This is a genomic window from Enterococcus nangangensis (genome assembly GCF_005405245.1).
Classification (GTDB): domain Bacteria; phylum Bacillota; class Bacilli; order Lactobacillales; family Enterococcaceae; genus Enterococcus_J; species Enterococcus_J nangangensis.
In genome coordinates this window covers 21376-40090 of the sequence record NZ_BJDR01000012.1, presented here as the reverse complement: position 1 = coordinate 40090, position 18715 = coordinate 21376, and the positions used below count along the sequence as shown (strand labels likewise).

Annotated in this window: 18 protein-coding genes; 9 read left to right on the top strand and 9 right to left on the bottom strand. The window is 43.3% G+C overall.

All coding sequences use genetic code 11. The features are described 5' to 3' along the window. The first annotated feature begins 552 nt into the window (after positions 1 to 552). From FFM57_RS05490 to FFM57_RS05475, 4 genes are read left to right on the top strand one after another with little or no spacing between them, the layout of a single operon-like run. Positions 553 to 1716, top strand: coding sequence for a betaine/proline/choline family ABC transporter ATP-binding protein (locus FFM57_RS05490; RefSeq protein WP_137599523.1), 1164 nt, complete (start codon positions 553 to 555; stop codon positions 1714 to 1716). A 4-nt stretch (positions 1717 to 1720) separates the two neighbouring features. Next, positions 1721 to 2356 carry an ABC transporter permease gene (locus FFM57_RS05485; RefSeq protein WP_137599522.1) on the top strand — a complete coding sequence of 212 codons (636 nt, stop codon included), beginning with the start codon at positions 1721 to 1723 and terminating at the stop codon, positions 2354 to 2356. Between the two features lie 2 nt (positions 2357 to 2358). Further along, positions 2359 to 3282 carry an osmoprotectant ABC transporter substrate-binding protein gene (locus FFM57_RS05480; protein WP_137599521.1) on the top strand — a complete coding sequence of 308 codons (924 nt, stop codon included), beginning with the start codon at positions 2359 to 2361 and terminating at the stop codon, positions 3280 to 3282. Between the two features lie 4 nt (positions 3283 to 3286). Beyond that, a complete protein-coding gene (locus FFM57_RS05475) occupies positions 3287 to 3952 on the top strand; it encodes an ABC transporter permease (protein ID WP_137599520.1) in 666 nt (221 codons plus the stop codon). Positions 3953 to 4002: 50 nt separating this feature from the next. On the opposite strand, the gene FFM57_RS05470 is transcribed toward FFM57_RS05475, so the two are convergent. The 4 genes from FFM57_RS05470 to bglB all read right to left on the bottom strand — a co-directional run bounded on the left by FFM57_RS05470 (position 4003) and on the right by bglB (position 8496). Beyond that, positions 4003 to 4938, bottom strand: a complete 936-nt coding sequence (locus tag FFM57_RS05470) for a nucleoside hydrolase (protein WP_137599519.1) — start codon at positions 4936 to 4938, stop codon at positions 4003 to 4005. Positions 4939 to 5057: 119 nt separating this feature from the next. Further along, positions 5058 to 6140, bottom strand: coding sequence for a BMP family lipoprotein (locus FFM57_RS05465; RefSeq protein WP_371851240.1), 1083 nt, complete (start codon positions 6138 to 6140; stop codon positions 5058 to 5060). A gap of 279 nt (positions 6141 to 6419) precedes the next feature. Next, complete coding sequence (locus FFM57_RS05460; RefSeq protein WP_137599518.1) at positions 6420 to 7322, bottom strand: glycoside hydrolase family 43 protein; 903 nt, start codon at positions 7320 to 7322, stop codon at positions 6420 to 6422. Positions 7323 to 7389: 67 nt separating this feature from the next. Beyond that, the gene (gene bglB / locus FFM57_RS05455; protein ID WP_137599517.1) at positions 7390 to 8496 is read right to left on the bottom strand and encodes a beta-galactosidase BglB; all 1107 of its coding nucleotides are present in this window, start codon (positions 8494 to 8496) and stop codon (positions 7390 to 7392) included. A 145-nt stretch (positions 8497 to 8641) separates the two neighbouring features. Between bglB and FFM57_RS05450 the strand changes: the two genes are divergently transcribed. Continuing rightward, on the top strand, positions 8642 to 9526 hold the full coding sequence (locus FFM57_RS05450; protein WP_137599516.1) for an AraC family transcriptional regulator: 885 nt from the start codon (positions 8642 to 8644) through the stop codon (positions 9524 to 9526). Between the two features lie 47 nt (positions 9527 to 9573). Here FFM57_RS05450 and FFM57_RS05445 read toward each other — a convergent pair whose 3' ends face one another. Next, positions 9574 to 10032, bottom strand: coding sequence for a PTS sugar transporter subunit IIA (locus FFM57_RS05445; RefSeq protein WP_137599515.1), 459 nt, complete (start codon positions 10030 to 10032; stop codon positions 9574 to 9576). A 145-nt stretch (positions 10033 to 10177) separates the two neighbouring features. Next, positions 10178 to 10516, bottom strand: a complete 339-nt coding sequence (locus FFM57_RS05440) for an HIRAN domain-containing protein (protein ID WP_137599514.1) — start codon at positions 10514 to 10516, stop codon at positions 10178 to 10180. 254 nt (positions 10517 to 10770) lie between these two features. On the opposite strand from FFM57_RS05440, the gene FFM57_RS05435 reads away from it, so the two are divergent. Next, on the top strand, positions 10771 to 11439 hold the full coding sequence (locus FFM57_RS05435) for a rhamnogalacturonan acetylesterase (RefSeq protein WP_137599513.1): 669 nt from the start codon (positions 10771 to 10773) through the stop codon (positions 11437 to 11439). 48 nt (positions 11440 to 11487) lie between these two features. Here FFM57_RS05435 and FFM57_RS05430 read toward each other — a convergent pair whose 3' ends face one another. Further along, the gene (locus FFM57_RS05430; protein ID WP_137599512.1) at positions 11488 to 12768 is read right to left on the bottom strand and encodes a Gfo/Idh/MocA family protein; all 1281 of its coding nucleotides are present in this window, start codon (positions 12766 to 12768) and stop codon (positions 11488 to 11490) included. Positions 12769 to 12829: 61 nt separating this feature from the next. Here FFM57_RS05430 and FFM57_RS05425 point away from each other — a divergent pair, with 61 nt between their 5' ends. After that, a complete protein-coding gene (locus tag FFM57_RS05425) occupies positions 12830 to 13678 on the top strand; it encodes an AraC family transcriptional regulator (RefSeq protein WP_170999903.1) in 849 nt (282 codons plus the stop codon). A gap of 1446 nt (positions 13679 to 15124) precedes the next feature. Here FFM57_RS05425 and FFM57_RS05420 read toward each other — a convergent pair. Next, positions 15125 to 15541, bottom strand: coding sequence for a MerR family transcriptional regulator (locus tag FFM57_RS05420; protein WP_137599510.1), 417 nt, complete (start codon positions 15539 to 15541; stop codon positions 15125 to 15127). A gap of 123 nt (positions 15542 to 15664) precedes the next feature. On the opposite strand from FFM57_RS05420, the gene FFM57_RS05415 reads away from it, so the two are divergent. Both FFM57_RS05415 and FFM57_RS05410 read left to right on the top strand, forming a co-directional pair. Beyond that, positions 15665 to 16651 (top strand): aldo/keto reductase, encoded by a 987-nt coding sequence (locus tag FFM57_RS05415; RefSeq protein ID WP_137599509.1) that lies wholly within the window; start codon positions 15665 to 15667, stop codon positions 16649 to 16651. A gap of 21 nt (positions 16652 to 16672) precedes the next feature. Next, positions 16673 to 17641, top strand: coding sequence for an aldo/keto reductase family protein (locus FFM57_RS05410; RefSeq protein WP_137599508.1), 969 nt, complete (start codon positions 16673 to 16675; stop codon positions 17639 to 17641). 41 nt (positions 17642 to 17682) lie between these two features. Here the strand turns inward: FFM57_RS05410 and FFM57_RS05405 are convergent, their stop codons facing one another. Further along, the gene (locus FFM57_RS05405) at positions 17683 to 18714 is read right to left on the bottom strand and encodes a galactose ABC transporter substrate-binding protein (protein ID WP_137599507.1); all 1032 of its coding nucleotides are present in this window, start codon (positions 18712 to 18714) and stop codon (positions 17683 to 17685) included. Position 18715: the final 1 nt, after the last annotated feature.

Below are 18715 nucleotides of genomic sequence, written 5' to 3'. Positions count from 1 at the left end.
GACTAACGCCTCGCCACACAATAGACTATAGGCAATTTTAACATTAAAACGCCTTGATTAAAAGCAATCTTCCCGCCTTTAAGAGATTTTTAAAGGAAGGAATTTTACAATCAACCGGGATAAAAATATTCCCTTTACTTCTTGCCATAGAGTTCACTTTTAGCAATCTTCCTCTTCAATCTAGCGCCCTCTACCCGCCACTGTCGGCACTGGGCTACTCTGCTTTCTTAAAAGCATTCACATCTTCTTTTAATATTTGTTATGTTGTTATTCAATAATTTTTATTTTATAGCAAAACCACCTGTCGGCCCTGACAGAAAACTTTTCTGACAACCACTAATTTCTTTTTGCTTTTTGTTATAATACAGCATTTTGACTAACTTTTTATGAGAACAAGGGAGCAAGCAAAAGGGCCTCATTTGAATTTTTAGCCAAAATTTGTCAGACTTATAAGGCAGACTTAGGAAAAATTGTGCGAGTCAGCAGTCCCTTTCGCGCAGATGTTACATGATGTTTTACACGAAATAAAATAAAAATAGAAGGTGAACATGCATGATTGAATTTCAAAACGTGACGAAGATTTATAAAGGCGGCAAAATTGCCGTGGAAGATGTCAACCTTTCCTTTCAACAAGGAGAATTCATTTGTTTTATCGGTACATCGGGTTCGGGGAAAACCACCTGTATGCGGATGATCAACCGGATGAATGAGCCCACTAAAGGAAAAATTCTGATTAACGACAAAAATATTCAGGAGTTTAATCCGGTAGAGTTGCGCCGCAAGATTGGCTATGTCATTCAAAATATCGGCCTGATTCCCCATATGACCATTCGCGAAAATATTACCTTAGTGCAGCGCCTTTTAAAAGTAGAGCCGGCTGTGCGTAATGAAACTGCCGAAAAAATGATTGACTTAGTGGAGCTGCCCCGCGAGATGTTGGATCGCTATCCTAGTGAACTCTCTGGCGGGCAACAACAGCGCATCGGTGTTGTGCGCGCCTTAGCCGCAGATCAAGACATCATTTTAATGGATGAACCTTTTGGAGCGCTAGACCCTATTACGCGGGAAGCTTTACAAGATTTAGTGAAGGATTTACAAGCTCGGCTAGGGAAAACCATCGTCTTTGTGACCCATGATATGGATGAAGCTTTAAAACTAGCTAGTCGCATCGTCATTATGAGTGAAGGCAAAGTGATTCAGTTTGATACGCCAGAAAATATTTTACAAAAACCCGCTAATGAGTTTGTGGAAAATCTCTTGGGAGAAGAACGACTCTTGCAGGCGAAACCGGATACGACTACCGTAGGGGAAGTTGCCATGAATAAGGCGATTACCATCACGCCAGAAAAATCACTACGGGAAGCCATTAAGCTGATGCGGGAAAAACGCGTCGATACCCTTTTAGTTACGGATAATAGCAACGTCTTAAAAGGTTTTATTGACGTTGAAACGATGGAAAAAATGCGGGGGAAAGTTTCCAGTGTCGGGGATATTTTAAATCCCGATGTCTTTTACGTCAATCAGAAGACCCAACTGCGGAACGTCTTACAACGCATTTTGAAGCGTGGTTTAAAATACGTGCCAGTGGTAGATGATGAAAATCGCGTTACCGGTATTTTGACGCGGGCGTCTCTAGTAGATATCGTGTACGACGTCCTTTGGGGTGACGAAGCAACGATTAGTGACGCGGTGGAATCTGTAAAAGAGGAGGTCTAGAATTATGACAGCCTTTTTCAATGAATATGGCAGTGAAATTTTAACTAAAACGGCGCAACATCTTTATCTTTCCGCTTTGGCCTTAGCCTTAGGAATTTTGATTGCCGTACCCCTGGGAATTCTTTTGACCCGCACTCCGAAAATTGCCAATATCGTCCTCGCAATTACTAGTGCGCTGCAAACTGTCCCCTCCTTAGCCTTATTAGCTTTAATGATTCCTTTTTTTGGCGTAGGAAAATTGCCGGCAATCCTCGCGTTATTCGTTTACTCTTTACTGCCGATTTTACGCAATACTTATATCGGGATGAAAGGTGTGGATCCCAACTATCGCGATGTCGCTAAAGGCATGGGGATGACTAATTTTGAATCTATTCGTCTGGTAGAGCTCCCTTTAGCCATGCCCACCATCATGGCGGGTATTCGCCTGGCTACCGTTTACGTGATTGCTTGGGCAACGCTAGCTTCTTATATTGGCGCCGGTGGTCTCGGGGATTTGATTTTCTCCGGCTTAAATAATTATCAACCCCCATTAATTTTTGCCGGCACAATTCCCGTAACCCTCTTAGCCCTTTTGGCGGATTTTCTTTTAGGTCGTCTAGAAAATAAACTCGTGCCTAAAGAAGTACGGGAGGTGGAATAAAGATGAAACGTAAATTGCAAACACTCCTTTGCACCTTTATTGCCCTCGTAACTTTAACTAGCTGTTCCCTCCCAGGTCTGGCTAGCAACGCTTCAAAAAATACGGTGGCCATTACCGGCGGCATCACCTCTGAAGCCCAAATCTTAGCCGCCTTAGTAGCGGGCATGGTGGAACACTACACGGATTATGACACGACGATTATTAATAATTTAGCCACCACCACCATCAACCACCAAGCCATGATGAATGGCGATGCTCAAATTTCGGCGGCGCGTTATACCGGGACGGATTTAACTACCACCTTGGGGCTAGATCCGGTAAAAGATCCCCAAGAAGCGTTTCAAATTGTCCAAACAGAATTTAAAAAACGCTTTAAGCAAACCTATCTCGACTCTTACGGCTTTGACAATACGTACGTCTTTTTAGTCCGAAAAGACACCGCTGAAAAATACGGCTTAAAAAAAGTCAGCGATTTACAAAAATATGCTAATGAATTAGTTGCTGGGGTGGACACTGCTTGGATTACGCGAGTTGGCGATGGCTATACCGGTTTTAAAGAAGAATACGGCTTTTCTTTCCAACAAATTTTGCCGATGCAAATCGGTCTCGTGTATGACGCCGTGGCGGCTGGCAAAATGGATATCGTCTTAGGCTATTCTACCGATGGCCGCATTGCTAGTTACGACTTAGTCATGCTGGAAGACGATAAAAAATTCTTTCCCCCTTACGATGCCGCTCCCGTTGTGGCAGACGAATTGTTGAAAAAAGAGCCAAAAATCAAAGATGCTCTGGCAAAATTAGCCGGCGTACTCGATACGGAACAAATGCAACAGTTGAATTTTGAAGCCGATAATAACTTGGTGGAACCTAGCGTTGTGGCAGCAGAATTTTTAAGTAAACACCATTATTTTGAGGAAGGAAAGTGAGAAAATGAACTTGCAGGATATGAATCTCTTAGAACAGTTTTTGTACTACTTTAGGGAAAATGGCAGCTACGTTTTCGCGCAATTTATGCGTCACTTTCTCATCTCCATTTACGGCGTACTTTTTGCCGCTATCGTCGCCATTCCCCTAGGCATCTGGATTAGTCGCCACCACAAAATTGCCGACTGGGTCATCCGCATCGCCAACATTATTCAAACTATCCCCTCTTTAGCGATGATTTCCATTTTAATGATTGGCTTAGGTTTAGGCGTTAACGTGGTGATCGTCACGGTCTTCTTGTACTCGCTACTGCCTATTATCAAAAACACCTACACCGGCATGAATCAAGTAGATAAAAATATTTTAGACGTGGGAAAAGGAATGGGGATGACGACCTGGCAACGCCTCTATATGATTGAGCTTCCCTTATCCGTTTCCGTGATCATGGCCGGCATTCGTAACGCCTTGGTGGTAGCCATCGGAATTACCGCCATCGGGGCTTTCGTCGGCGCTGGTGGTCTGGGGGATATCATCATCCGCGGTACCAACGCCACCAATGGCGCCTCCATTATTTTAGCAGGCGCCTTACCTACCGCCTTAATGGCCATCATTACCGATTGGGTTTTAGGTATCGTGGAACGTAAACTAGATCCGGCGAAAAGTGCTCAGTAAACATTTCCACTAAAAAAGGAGCCGCGAGTTTTTCTCATGGCTCCTTTTTGCTAAGCTTTTTCAGCTAACTGGGTAATGTAATCAAAGAACGCATCGTGCTTTACATCATAAACAAGGTTTACTGGTCGACCGGTAGGATCTGCATAAGTTTGCCCTTGGCTTAAGCCATCAGCGTGCACTTTAGACCGCACTACTTTTTTCGTTACTAACGTCGGTTCGCCAAAGCTCGCGGCGGTTAAAACATCCCACAAGTAATACGTGGAATTGGTGGCGTAATGCACTAATGGCGGCACAATCGCGTAGGCTTGTCCTAAGAAATCCACCCCCAACGCTTGGCGTTTTTGCGCCCAGAAAGCGCGGGTTTCATTTCTTAAAGGAACTTTATTGGTGCTTTCTAAAGCGACTAAGTCAATCGTCAGGTCACTGGCCCAAACGTCAGCCACTGCTTGCGGATCCCAAAAAGCATTCCATTCGGCTGTGCCGTCATGTTCCGGTTCTTGCACATTCCCCTCAGGTAAAAAAGTGCCTCCCATCCAGTATAAGGTGCCGATTTTTGCTTGAATTGAGGCATCTTCCGCCAAAGCCCGAGCTAAATCCGTTAAAGGTCCCACGAAAACTAAATCAATTTTTTCCGTTGCCTTTTGCAATAATTCCACCAAGTGCAAATGCGCCGGCAGTACGGCTTGCGGCGTCCCTACTTGGCCGCTTTCATTTAAAAGGGGTAAGGCATCTACCGTAAAAGCGTGCATCCGCCATTCTTTAGGAAAAGGGTTTTGCGGACGTGAATTAGAAGCCGCCACAGCTAGCTTCACCCCGTGACCAAAACGGTCGATAATTTTCCGACTAGCCGAAACCGCCGGCTCCAAATAGCAATCCCCAGGAATAACCCCCACGCCGACTAATTCCACTTCCGGCATTTGTAACATTAAAAATAAAGCCACGAGGTCGTCCACGCCGCCATCGTGATTTAAATAAACTTTACGCACTAAAATCTTCCTTTCTCTGTTCCACTTTACGTTACACTATCCTTTAAGTTCGTGCCACTCTTTGCGCAAAAAAGCCGCCAACACCGAAAAACATTTGGGGATTGGCGGCTTTTTTCTGCTTACTTAAGGGTTTCTTGTACGGTGATGTTACCGGCGATAATTTTTTCCCGCGCAGCATCCACCGCTTTACTAGCGTCACTGGTTAAACCTGTTTCTGCTAAATCTACGCCGCCTTTAGCTAAGCCATAAACTAAACTTTGACCCCCAGGAAATTGATCGTCGTTAGCTTGTTCAGCTAAGTCCGCTAACACATCGCCAACTTCTTTTAAGGTAGAAGCAATACAGAAATTTTTCGTTTCGCCATTTAAGGTGTAGTTACCATCAGGGCTTTGGTCACGATCGACGCCAATCACGTACACTTCTTTATCGCCGGTTTCATTGATGGCTTTTGCTTCTTGGAACAAACCATTCCCTGTTTGACCAGCTGCCGCATAAATCACGTCTGCATTTTGTGCATACATGGCTTCGGCAATAGATTTCCCTTTATCTGGCGCTCCAAAGTCGCCAGCATATTGATCAATCACTTTAATTTCTTTGCCTAATTCTTGACCTGCATCAGCGACTCCTTGCAAATAGCCGGCCTCAAACGCTGTAATGACCGAACTTTCCACGCCGCCGATAAAACCAACTGTATCAGTTTTGGTCGTATAAGCCGCTGCTACGCCAGCCAAATAAGCCGCTTGATTGGATTCAAAGTTAGCTGAAACAACATTATCCATTCCCTCGATTAAGTCATCCACAATGACAAAATTCGTCTCCGGATTTAACTCAGCTTCTTGCTTCAAAGACGCAGTCAACATATAACCTACGCCAAAAATCGTTTTAAACCCAGCACTAATCGCTTGGTCAATATTCGGCACAAAATCTGCTTCTCCTGAAGATTGGAAATATTGATAGCCGGCATTCCCCCGCTCAACGTGGTGCTCCTCGCCCCATTTGACGAGACCTTCCCAAGCAGATTGGTTGTAAGACTTATCATCCACACCGTTACCATCTGTAATAATGGCTGCCGTGGCTACTTTCTCAGCTTTTGCACTGGAATCCGAACTTTCTTGTGCTCCTTTAGCTGTGCTACAAGCGCTCATTGCTCCTAATAGCCCTAATGAAACAATTGCTGTACCGAGAATATTTCTTTTCTTCAACGTGATTCCCTCCATTTGTTAAACACGAACATTTATCTTATCGTGCTTCTTTACATTCACTTATTATACACACTACTAGGTAAAGAGCAATGGCTATTTCTGATAATTTTCGGAAATAAATCACGTTTAAAATGTAGTCGCTTGATTTAACAGCATTTTCCATCTAAAGGCGAACGATTATTTTTTAATGAAGTTGAATTATCAATTTCTAAGAAAGGCTTTAAATAAAAAAATCACCAGCCCTTCTCGCTGCAAATGGCGGAAGAGCTGATGATTTTTTTATTTAAAATTAGCGATTAAGGCGTGGTACTCGTCATTAGTAATGGCAATCACACCACCGTGACGCTTTTTACCTTGCCCCAGATCGTAAGCGGTTGTGGGGAAAACTTGCAGTTGACCTTTATCCCAGTCAGCAATCAGCATGGGTAAATAGCCCTGATTCGTCGCAAATTGATCGGCGATTAAGCACCACTGACCGCTGGGAAGTTGATAACATTCGGGTCCTTCTAAGCCGTAGAAATCTTTCAGTAATGGTACTTCCAGCGTCGTGAAAGCATCGGCAGCTAAAGTCGCACCTTTTTCTAATTCAATCGTTTTAGTGGTTTCATTTTTAGAGAAACGATAATAATGATTCTGGACATGCACAATAGTGGTGTCAATAATGTCATTGGGGCGCTCAATATATTTAAAGGTGGGCGAAAAGTCCACAAAATCTTTAGTGTAGCTAGCGTAAATCCGCATTTTTCGCTGCTGGTCGCCATCTTCTTGCACGTTAGAAGCCCAAAAGACGAGAAACGCCTCTTTTTCTTGGTCATAAATGGCTTCTGGCGCCCAAACGCACCCCGCTTCTGGTAACCCCACCGGACAAGCCCGCACCTCTGACCAGTGCAATAAGTCGCTGCTTTCCCAGACGAGTAAATCACGACTACCTCGCGTTTTAGCTCGTTGCCAATCTTCACCGTAACTAATTTTTAAGTCAGTGGCTAATAAGTAATACTTACCACACCTTTCATCCTTCACGATAAAAGGATCCCGTGCCCCCTGTTCCCCCACTGTTGACACCAGCACTGGTTGGCCGTCATTTAAATCTTGCCAATGCAACCCATCTTGACTGACACTAAAATAAATTTGTTCTTGATCCGTCTGTTCTCCGGCAAAGTAAACAAATAAATAGCCTGACATCTTCTTGTCTCCTTTAAATTTCTAACTAGCAAAAAAGAAGCGCCGCGACGCTTCTTTTTCATCTTTTTTAGCAATAGGCCAAAAGTAATTCCGTTAAAGCTAAAATGGTTAAGGATTGACCATAAGGCATCGCCGTCATCCCGATATTCCGGTAAAAGTCTAAGCTGTCCCCCATGCCGGTACCGATAGAAACGTGTTGTACTTCCCCTTTTTCATCGATTTCATTAATCAAGCCCGCCATGGCTTTATAAGCCACGTCTACATATTTTTGGTCAATGTAACGTTTGTGACACGCTTTTAAAATTCCGTAGGCAAAACCAGCGGCTGCCGAAGATTCCAAATAAGAAGTCTCATCGTTAATTAGTGTGTGCCATAAGCCAGATGCATCTTGATATTTTGCAAGAGCCGCTACTTGGGCATTTAAAGTCGCCAATAAAAATTCGTAGAAACTATCCCCTGGTTGGAGATTTAAAATTTCAATAATTTCAGGAATGGCGATAGTAATCCAACAGTTGCCCCGCGCCCAGAAAGCTTCGGCGTAGTTGTGATTACCTTCAAAGGTCCAACCGTGGTACCACATGCCCGTCTTTTTATCCATTAAATATTTAATATGAATCATAAATTGATATTTTGCTTCTTGGATAAAATCTTCCCGACCTAATAACGTCCCAATTTTAGCCAATGGCAAGACCGTCATCATTAAGGTGTCGTCCCACAATTGGTTTTTATTTTCCGGACCATACGTCGCGTGTTGTAAACCCCGCTCATTCGTCCGCGGCATATCGTACATCACCCAGTTGGCCCATTGTTCCAAGTAAGGCACATAACGGGAATCTTGCGTGTCCTCATAAAGCAAAGCCATGGTTAAAAGCGGGGCCATGGTGTTGACGTTTTTTGGTGGAGCACCTTCCACCATCCGTGCTTCAAACCAATCTTGGACGATTTTTAAACTTTGGGGATTTTTTGTTTGGCGATAGTTTTTGTAAATCCCATAAAGGCCTACACCTTGCGGCCAGTTCCAAACGGTCCAACTTTTGTCATCGACTTTCAAGCCATCAAAATCTAGTAAAAATGCACCACTATTATCTTTAATCGTCGTTAAGTTGGTCATCATTAATTCAATTTTAGCTTCTACGGTTTCTTTTGGTACAAAAATCTCTTCTTTAATAATCATCTTTCCACCTCATTATTTTCTGATTACGCTTACACTTTACCATAAAGGCTTGCCACAAAAAATAATATTTTGAGACTAAAAACTATCTAAAATTGCAAAAAGAATCTTTTTTATTATAATAAAGGTAAGTCTAGGAGGTGTAGCCATGCCCCAGTATAAAAATGAATTGATTAACACCATGATTTCGGAGCGCTTCGAAGTGTATCACGTGAAAGACGTCGTTGCGCCGGAACAAACCTTTTACCACTCCCACGATTACTATGAGATTCACTGCACGTTAGCTGGTAGCGGGACGTTTTTCTTAGATGGTCGTGAGTTTCCTTTAAATCCCGGTTCAGTGCTGTTGATTCAGCAAAATGATTTGCACCGCATTCTCAATCAAACGTCTAATTTTTTTGAACGGGTTTATATTTTTGTCATGCCGCAATATTTAGAAGCTCATTCCACGCCGCAAACAAACTTAGCCCAATGCTTTCAAACTAGCGGTCCTTTACGCAGTCGGCTCTTACAACTCCCCCCTGAAAAGTTGCGAGAACTTTTAGCCCCCTTGGATCAACAGCCTGAGCAAAGCTATGGCGCAGATTTTTTTTACGAGGAAAAATTTTTGCAGCTGATGGTTTACTTTAATCGCTTAGTGCAAGAGCAAGAACAGCCGAAAATGCTGAAGGAAAGCCCCGCGGAAAATCCTTTAATGACAGAAGTTCTCCGCTACATTGCTGAAAATTTAGCCAGTGATTTGCGGCAAGAGCCGTTAAGCCAGCGCTTTTTTATTAATAAGTATGCCCTAGGCCGCCAATTTAAAGCCGCAACTGGTTTGACTTTGCATCAATATATTTTGAAAAAACGCCTACTACTCAGCAAACAATTATTGCGGGAACAAGGAAGCGCCAGCCAAATTTTTACTCAATGCGGCTTTACTTCTTACTCTCATTTTCTCCGCTGCTTCAAAGAAGAGTTCCACATGACCCCTAAAGAATTTCTCGAAAAAGAAAAAAAGCGTCAGTTTGTTTCTTTTGAACATGAGGGCTAAAAAAGGAAGAAGGACCCCTAGCGGACCTTCTTCCTTTTGTGTGCTCTTTACATTTTAGCTAGTTCTGTTTCTTTTTTCACCATGGTGGCCGTGGTGTATTTCGGAGAAATTTTTTCTTGACCAGTGACGATGACCAAAATCGTCGTGTCTTTGCCGCTATCTTTCACCATTTGTAAATCCATTTCGGCTAATGGCGTCCCTACCGTTACCGCATCGCCTGCTTTTACCAACAGCTCAAAAGGCTTTCCAGCTAAGGCAACTGTGTCAATGCCCATATGCAGGAGAATTTCTTTGCCACTAGGCGTCGTAATCCCTAGGGCGTGTTTTTGTTCAATAATTGTGCTGATTGTCCCTACTACCGGGCTGACTACATGACCATCACTAGGAATAACCGCGATACCGTCCCCCATCATCTTTTGCGCAAAGACAGGATCTTTTACCGTACTTAAAGGAATAAATTCTCCATCCACCGGTGCAAACAAACTCTTCTTTTTGCCAAACAACATTTTTTCCACTCCTCACAAACGGATTTAACACTTATGCTTCATCATACCACCATTTTACCTACTTTTCCTTTTAAAACGTTACTCAGCGCCACAAAAAATCCCAGTAAAACCAGCCTGACAGGTTTCACTGGGAAATTTTTTATTTTTAGCGACCGTCCTTCACGTAGACCACCACGCGAAATTGGCGCTCGGGATGTTGCTGCAAATTCATGGCCTGAATCCGCGCTTCGAAAATGTCGCCATGACCAAAGTAAAGAAAAGTACTCAAGAGGGCATTCTTCGCTTCTGGTACATAACCGATTTTTTTACCTTGATAATAAATAGCCACCGCATCTGGATCGTGGGGATTGTCCGGTTCTGCGACCAATTCAACTTTTTGCCCCAAAGTCAGCTCATCAATCACCGTCAGTCCATCATAATAAGCAAATGCCGCCAAGTGAAAGTCCATCACGAAACGGGAAGGTTCATAATGATTTGCCGCCATAAAGCTCTCCTCCTTCAAATTACCTTTGATATTTGCCTTTATTGTAACACGCTAACGGGAAAATATTTCTCAAAAATTTATTTTTTGGGGGTGAGGGTTTTATTCTTATCCCCGTGACGATTAGCACAGCTCTTTTCTTCAATCTTTACTCCACAGCTTGGATAAACAGTTGAAATTTCAAGTGAAAAATGTAGCTGACTTATGCTATGCTTATACAAAGAAGCGCTAACATTAATCAATGGAGGAAATAATCAGTGAATATTTTTATTGCAGGAGATTCGACAGCCGCCCCAAAGTTAGCAGAAAAGCGCCCGGAAGCAGGCTGGGGCGAATACTTTAACGCATTTTTCACACCAGCAGTTACTGTCCACAACTACGCTAAAAACGGTGCTAGTACAAAATCTTTTATTGCAGAAGGTCGCTTACAAAAAATCGCCGCAGAAATTCAAGCAGGAGATTACTTCTTTATTCAATTTGGTCACAATGATCAAAAAATTGATACGCCACGAGGAACGTTACCGGATAGTACGTATCAAGAAAACTTAGCTTTGTTTACGCAAGTTGCCCTAACACATCAAGCTACACCTGTAATTCTTTCATCCGTTACTCGTCGTAGTTATCAAAATAATCAAATTGACCCTACTTGTTTGGGAGACTATCCTAGAGCGGCTGCAGCTTTTGCGCAAAAAAATCATTTTACGTTTCTTAATATGAATCAAGTCACTCGCGACTTTCTCAATCATTATGATGATGATACAAGTCGCCAATTTTTCTTACAATTAGCACCTGGTCTCCATGAAAATTATCCTCAAGGCGTGGAAGATAATACCCACTTTAATCAACGAGGAGCGCAACAAATTGCACAGCTCGTAGCTGAAACGTTACAACAAAGTGACTTACCTTTAAAAAAATATTTACGCTAAGTAAAGAGCTACAGCGGCGCCAGCCACTGTAGCTCTTTATGCGTTTTCCTAAAATTCCACCAAGTCTTTAATATGCACAGGTAAGCCAGAAGCAATGGACTTATTGGCCGCAACACCCGTAAGGATGGACATCGCCCCATCTACATGGCTAGCTGCCCGATGGAATGGATCGTCAACGGGTGTCCCGAAAATATCATTTAAAAGTACTGGATCACCACCGCCGTGGCCGCCTTCGCCTTCTTCAATATCCACGGTGTAAGGCGCACCAAACATTGGATGGACGGTAATAGTTTTGGATTTCGCTTTGCCTTCGTCGTCTTGGCTACCGCCCGCATTGACGTAAGAATTTTCCACAACTTTCACTTCAATCCGCCCTTTGCTACCGTTAAAGACGACGTTAAAGCCTTCCCACGGTTGATAAGCGTTCAAGGAGTAAGTCATAATGGCGCCGCTATTGTATTTCACGATTACCCCCATCGTGTCTTCAATGGAGATGTCATCGGAAAAGACGGAACGATCACGAATGTAGCCGGAATCTTTTTCAGCGTCGAGATAGAGCTCTTTCAAGTCTTGGGACTTAGTTAAATCAATGGCAAAAGGATCATTTTTGGCGTATTCGCTGCCGTAAGCGCGAGCATAGAAGTGTTCGACGCCCCGTTTTTCAGCGTTTTTCATGCCGTAAAAGTTTAAATCGCCTAGAGCAAAGACTGTTTTAGGTTGCGTCCCTAACCAGAAGTTTACCAAGTCAAAGTGGTGAGTCGCTTTATGCACCAACAAGCCGCCACTATTGTATTTATTCCGGTGCCAGCGCCGGAAGTAATCTGCGCCGTGCTTAGTATTTAAGAGCCATTCAAAATGGACAGAATAGACATCGCCAATCACCCCACTAGCAATTAATTCCTGTACTTTCGTATTGTGGGGCGCATAACGATAGTTGAACGTCACGCGTAACGAATGGCCCGTGCGTTTTTGACAATCAATAATGGCTTGGGCTTTCTCGTTATCAATCGTCATGGGTTTTTCGGTAATCACATCGTAGCCTTTTTCCATGGCGCGGATAATGTAATCGTGGTGCGTCCGGTCAACGGAAGTCACAATCACATAATCTGGCTTGGTTTCGTCTAACATTTGTTCAAATTGTGTATAATGGTACGTAGGAACAGCCGGATGGCCTTTAGAAACTAAGCGCCGATTCGCGTAATCCATCCGCGTTTGCGACAAATCGCAAAAAGCGACAATTTCACTGGTTTCTTTGTAAGTTGTGGCAATGGCGTCGTAATAAAAACGTGCCCGACCTCCCGTACCAACTTGTACATAACGTTTCTTCATGATGATTCCTCATTTCTTTTTATTATATTCTTTTAAAGTAGGTGTCTAGATGCTCCCCCACTTGGAAAAACAAATTTTTGTTGAAAAACGGCAACGGAAGCTGCCTTTTGCCATGACCCGCTCCCACGCCCATCCTGAATACGAATTGTATTACTTGCAAGATTTGACTGGTGTTGGGAAAATTTTCATTGGCCAGCACGTCTATCCTTTGTTCAAAGGGAGTCTCGTCTTAATTGATGCCAAGGTTCCCCATCGCACTGATTTTACAAAAGCTAGTGGACATCGCCGCTACTTAATTGAACTGCCGGTCGAATTTTTAGGAGATGCCGTGGCGCCGCTCTTAGCCACCACCCCAGCTTTTTTCTTCCACCAACAGACCGGCGTTTACGACCTAACACCCCACCAGCAACAGCAAGTAGAAGAAATTTTTGAAACCTTATACAATGAATCTCTTTTTCAAGAAGAAAATTATTTTCAGCGCCAATTGTTAAAAGTTTTAGAACTCCTCTTGTTGGTACAACGTTTCAATCAGCAGCGCTCCTTGAACCAACCCATGGGGGTCATGCAAATTGAAACCGTACAACCGATTGTGCGCTACGTGGTGGAACACCTCCATGAACCTCTGAGTTTACAAACCGTCGCCGAGCACTTTTTTCTTAACAAGTCTTACTTAGCGCGAATTTTTAAAAGCTACACTGGTCAATCTTTGGCGGACTTTTTAAACAGTAAACGTATTTTACAAGCCCAACGCTTTATGCTGAATTATCCTCATCTGCCCTTAGAAACCGTGGCCACTAGCTGTGGCTTTTCTTCAGAAGCGCAGTTTGCCAAAACCTTTAAACGCTACACCGCTTTGACTCCGAAACGCTTCTTGAAAAAGTACCAAACCGCTACGACACCTACAGATTAACAGAACACCTTTGAAAATAAAACGTTTCCAGATCTTTCCCCCAATCTACGGAATAATCCTGCAACTTTTTGCCTTGGATTGACTTGTTATTGGAAGAGCTCGTTAAACTCGCTCAGCTTATGAGCATTAAGATGGAACGATTGAAAATTTGCTTTTTAATTTTTATGCCGTCACCACTTATTGCCGAAATTTCTAGGGAAGAGAGCTAGACAATCGGAAGAGCCCATTAAACTTGCACAGAAGAGGAATAATAAGACGAAAGACACGGAAAATTATTTTTTCAAATTTTTTGTGGCTTATGGCTTATTACCGACTCTTCTAGTTTAAGGAGCTAGACAATAAAGAAGAGGTCCTTAAACTCGCTCAGCTTATGAGCATTAAGATGGAACGATTGAAAATTTGCTTTTTAATTTTTACATCGTTACAGATTAATGCCGAGTAAGCTAGTTTAAGGAGCTGGACAATTAGAAGAGCTCAGCAAGCTCGTTCAAAATTTGCGTGGTACGTTGGGAAGGCCTGGGAAATTGTTTCCTAAATTTTTTAGGACTTTCCACTTAACGCCAAAAATTTTAGCTTGCATGGCTAGATCATGAAGACCAAATAAAAAAAGAAAAAGCCTGGAAGATCTCCCTTGTCGCAGCTACTTGCCTTTCTCATTTACCCTTGCTATAATTCAGGTGTAGGGAAAAGGTAATGGGTATACCTCTTCCAGTTTCTACATGGCAATGGCCGGTGGCGACTCTAAAGATTACTCTTTAGGGTCTTTTTTAGTTGTTTGCACAAGTTCCACAATTGCTCTAACAATCTCAAGGATTGCTTTGACAACCAATAGAACTTGCAAAATGCCCGTAAGCATTTTAATCAACCTTTCCCGCTTCCCGGCGATTCTTTCATTGGCATGTCTAGCTCGCCTCCCTAGAAATTTCGGCAACAAGTGAGTCCAACATAAAAATTGAAAAACAAATTTTCAGTTGGACTCCGCTTATTGCTCAATTTCTGACCAAGGGAGTCGAGCTTTTCAAATAACCTCCTTCAGCACCAACTTTTCTAGAATAGAGTGGTTGTTGCTTCGGAGGCGACCAAAGTCCATGTGAACTACACCTGAACGATAGCAAGGACATCATTTTGTCCTCTTACAAAGAAGATACGCAAAAGATTCTGAAATGCACTCTATAAAAATAATTTTTAGGTGGGTTAACTTTAGCAAAATCGCTTATCCTAAAATGATAAAAAGCCCATCAATTTTTTAGAAGTTGATCTACTTTTAGGATTAGTATTTTTACGTTTATCTAACTATCCGGAAAACATTTAACCATATAAAAAGAAGTACAAACACTGTCAAAACGGTCCTTGTACCTCTTCAAAAAGTTATCATCCCTTAATTGTCAAAAAAACTTTCCCAACCATCACAATTTGTTGTGATGGTTGGGAAAGTTTTTCTCTTTTTTAAGCAAAATCCCGCCAACGGGGTTCGGGCAAATGTTCCTCACTAGCTACTTTTTTCGCTTGGTAAAAAGCCAATTTACTATGAATATGTTTTTGATTATCTAAGAGCAACTGCAATTGTTGGTCGATTGCCGCCGATTGTGCGCTTAAAAGTTCCACTAAAGCGGCAAAGTCATGGGTCTCATCTTCGTGGTAAAAAAATTCTTGAATTTGGCTGATGGACATTCCTGTTTGCTTGAAGCATTGAATCGCGCCAATCCGCTTCAGGTGTTCTGGCGTATACAAACGATGCTTGCCGTTTCGGGCCACATTTTTCAATAAGCCGACTTCTTCGTAATAGCGCAAGGTGGAAGCAGGTAAAGCCGTCTGTTGGCTCATTTCATGAATGGAATAGGTTGTGATGGTGTTTGTCGTCATGAAAAAAACTTCTTTCTCCAAATTATTTTTTTTGCTGGAAACTCTTTACTTAAAGTGTACTTGAAGTGCTACAGTGAGTAAAGAGAAAATTTTGCACCTGCTTCAAGCAAAGGAGGAAAAAGAATGTATCAAGCACAAGAAAAGCGTTACGACAACATGCAATACAATCGGGTCGGCACGTCAGGTCTTAAACTTTCGGCGATTTCTTTAGGTTTTTGGCATAACTTTGGCGACGTGGATAAAATGACCACGCAAAAAGAGGTGGTCTTTACCGCCTTTGACCATGGCATCACGCACTTTGATTTAGCCAACAACTACGGTCCCCCTGCCGGTAGCGCCGAAACAAATTTTGGTCGGATTTTAAAAGACGACCTGCATCATTATCGGGATGAAATCATCGTTTCTTCCAAGGCTGGCTATTATATGTGGCCTGGTCCTTATGGCGAATGGGGTTCTAAAAAGAGTATCGTGGCTAGTTGTAATCAAAGTCTAAAACGGCTGGGTCTTGACTACGTGGATATTTTTTATCATCACCGTCCAGATTCCAACACACCTTTAGAAGAAACCGCTCAAGCGCTAGATCTTTTAGTGCGGCAAGGAAAAGCTTTGTACGTCGGGGTCTCCAATTATTCTCCTGAACAAACCGCAGCCATCAGTAAACTCTTTAAAGCGCTGCACACGCCCTTCATTATTCACCAACCCCCTTACAATATGTTTAATCGCAGGGTGGAAGAAGGCTTAACGGATGTCTTAGCCGCCGAAGGATTGGGGGCAATCGTCTTTAGTCCCTTAGCACAAGGTTTACTCACCAATCGCTATTTAAATGGGATTCCCGCAGATTCCCGTGCCCATCGTGCCGATAGTCCCTTCTTGTCAGAAGAGCGCGTCGCCGCTACTTTAAGTAAAGTGCGTCAATTGAATGAAGTTGCTGAAAACCGCGGCCAAACTTTAGCGGAAATGGCTTTAGCTTGGAATTTACGTTTACCAGAAATTGCTAGCGTCTTAATCGGGGCTTCCCGCGTCAGTCAACTGTTAGATAACTTGAAAGCGTTGGATAACTTGGACTTCACACCGAAAGAATTGGTCCGCATCGACGAAATTTTAAAATAAAGAACAAAGAAAGGAACAGTCATGAAATATCGAAATTTAGGAAAGTCAGGTTTAAAAGTCAGCGAAATTGCCGTGGGGAGTTGGATGACTAACGTTTCAGACAGCGAGAAGCAAGCACAAGCTGCTGACACTTTAAAATTAGCGTATGAAAATGGCGTCAACTTCTTTGACTGTGCTGACGGTTACAGTCGGGGAGCCGCCGAAATCTTTTTAGGCAAAACGTTAAAAGAATTGCCGCGGAAAGATTTAGTTTTATCCAGCAAAGTCTTTTTCCCAACTGGTGATGGTCCCAACGACCGCGGCCTTTCCCGCAAGCACATTATGGAATCCATCGATACGTCTTTACAGCACATGCAAACCGAGTACTTAGATATGTACTTTTGCCATCGCTTTGACCCCACCACGCCGCTAGCAGAAACGCTACAAGCCCTCAGCGACCTAGTGGATCAAGGGAAAGTCCTCTACTACGGGGTCAGTGAATGGACACCGGTGCAAGTCTTAGAAGCGCAACTGATTATCCAAGAGCGCGGACTGCATCCTTTAAGTGTGATTCAACCGCAATACAACATGACGGATCGTTACATTGAACATGAAATGATGGACGTCTGCGAAAAATTTGGTATCGGCATCGTACCTTTTTCACCCCTAGCGCAAGGTTTGTTGACGGGTAAATATCGGAAAGGTCAAGCGCTTCCTGCTGGTTCCCGCGCTACTTATCAAGGACAAATCAAAGCTTTATTAACACCGCAAAACTTAGACCGCGTCGAAGAATTAGTGAACATGGCTGCAGAATTAAATACCGACCTGGCTAGTTTCTCCTTAGCTTGGGCTTTGCGGGATTCCCGCATCTCTAGTTTGATTACCGGTGCCACTAACGCGCAGCAATTAGCAAACAATCTCAAAGCTTTAGACGTGACGATTCCTCCTGAATATTTGGCGCGGATTGACGCTTTATTCGGCTTTGAAAAATTTAATCGCCGCATTGGTTAAGCGGCAAAAAAGGCTGGCATCCCATGAGGACGCCAGCTTTTTTAATACTCATCAACATTTTCTTGGGTCACTTTAGCATAAGGCAGGTAAAGTGTTTTACCATTTTTAAAGGGGAACGAGCTAGTACTTTGACCTGTTACTAGAGCGGTGGCTAGCTCCGCCATCGCCTTAGCTTGTTGGTCCTTATTATTGTAGACAGTCCCAGCCAAAGTACCCTCTTGCACCGCTTGTAAACCAGCAGCCGTCCCATCTACACCAAAAAAGATTGGCGTACTAGCCGCGGTGCGGTTTAATTTGGCGTAAGCGTCAAGACCCCCTAGCGCCATATCGTCGTTATTGGAAAGCACCAATTCAATCTTGTTTTGGTGTTCGCCAATCAACTGTTCCATGCGATTGGCTGCTTGTGCCCGATTCCAATTGGCAATGCCGTGGCCTAATTTCTCCAGTTTGATGCCTTTATTTTTCAAAGTATTAATGGCTTCTTCGGTACGAATAATCGCGTCTTGATGCCCCGGCTCACCTTCTAAGACGACATATTGAATAACGCCATCGCCATTGCGATCAATTTGCGGATTGTTCAAAATCGCTTCTGCAGCCAGTTCCCCTTGCATCGTCCCCGACTCTTTGGCGTCGGCTCCCACGTAATATAGTTTATCCCACTGCTTCAAGTCTTCCGCCACGGGTTCCCGGTTAAAGAAAATCACCGGCACATTATTTTTTTTCGCTAGTTCAATAATTTCAGAAGTATCGGTGCGTTCCACCAAGTTGATGCACAAAATATTACAGCCGGCATCAATCAGCTCTTGGACTTGGCTATTTTGTTGGCGGGGAGAGTCGGCGGCATCACGAATCGTCACGATAGTGGATAATTTTTCGGCATCACCAATGTCTTTGATTTCCTCTTCAAAACGCGTCGTCAGCTCTTTGACAAAAATATCGCTTTGATCATAACAAGAAACTCCGACGTAAATCCGCGTGCTTTCTACCGCGGCTTTTTTACCGCAACTACTGAGGAAAAGTACCCCGAGACAACACAGGCCGATTTTCAAAAGTTTTTTCTTTGGCCACTGCATC

What these genes read in the sequence shown, in the direction of transcription:
- FFM57_RS05490 (WP_137599523.1), top strand. Translation starts at nt 553, where the DNA reads ATGATTGAATTTCAAAACGTGACGAAGATTTATAAAGGCGGCAAAATT.
- FFM57_RS05485 (WP_137599522.1), top strand. Translation starts at nt 1,721, where the DNA reads ATGACAGCCTTTTTCAATGAATATGGCAGTGAAATTTTAACTAAAACG.
- FFM57_RS05480 (WP_137599521.1), top strand. Translation starts at nt 2,359, where the DNA reads ATGAAACGTAAATTGCAAACACTCCTTTGCACCTTTATTGCCCTCGTA.
- FFM57_RS05475 (WP_137599520.1), top strand. Translation starts at nt 3,287, where the DNA reads ATGAACTTGCAGGATATGAATCTCTTAGAACAGTTTTTGTACTACTTT.
- FFM57_RS05460 (WP_137599518.1), bottom strand. Translation starts at nt 7,322, where the DNA reads ATGTCAGGCTATTTATTTGTTTACTTTGCCGGAGAACAGACGGATCAA.
- bglB (WP_137599517.1), bottom strand. Translation starts at nt 8,496, where the DNA reads ATGATTATTAAAGAAGAGATTTTTGTACCAAAAGAAACCGTAGAAGCT.
- FFM57_RS05450 (WP_137599516.1), top strand. Translation starts at nt 8,642, where the DNA reads ATGCCCCAGTATAAAAATGAATTGATTAACACCATGATTTCGGAGCGC.
- FFM57_RS05445 (WP_137599515.1), bottom strand. Translation starts at nt 10,032, where the DNA reads ATGTTGTTTGGCAAAAAGAAGAGTTTGTTTGCACCGGTGGATGGAGAA.
- FFM57_RS05440 (WP_137599514.1), bottom strand. Translation starts at nt 10,516, where the DNA reads ATGGCGGCAAATCATTATGAACCTTCCCGTTTCGTGATGGACTTTCAC.
- FFM57_RS05430 (WP_137599512.1), bottom strand. Translation starts at nt 12,768, where the DNA reads ATGAAGAAACGTTATGTACAAGTTGGTACGGGAGGTCGGGCACGTTTT.
- FFM57_RS05420 (WP_137599510.1), bottom strand. Translation starts at nt 15,541, where the DNA reads ATGACGACAAACACCATCACAACCTATTCCATTCATGAAATGAGCCAA.
- FFM57_RS05415 (WP_137599509.1), top strand. Translation starts at nt 15,665, where the DNA reads ATGTATCAAGCACAAGAAAAGCGTTACGACAACATGCAATACAATCGG.
- FFM57_RS05410 (WP_137599508.1), top strand. Translation starts at nt 16,673, where the DNA reads ATGAAATATCGAAATTTAGGAAAGTCAGGTTTAAAAGTCAGCGAAATT.
- FFM57_RS05405 (WP_137599507.1), bottom strand. Translation starts at nt 18,714, where the DNA reads ATGCAGTGGCCAAAGAAAAAACTTTTGAAAATCGGCCTGTGTTGTCTC.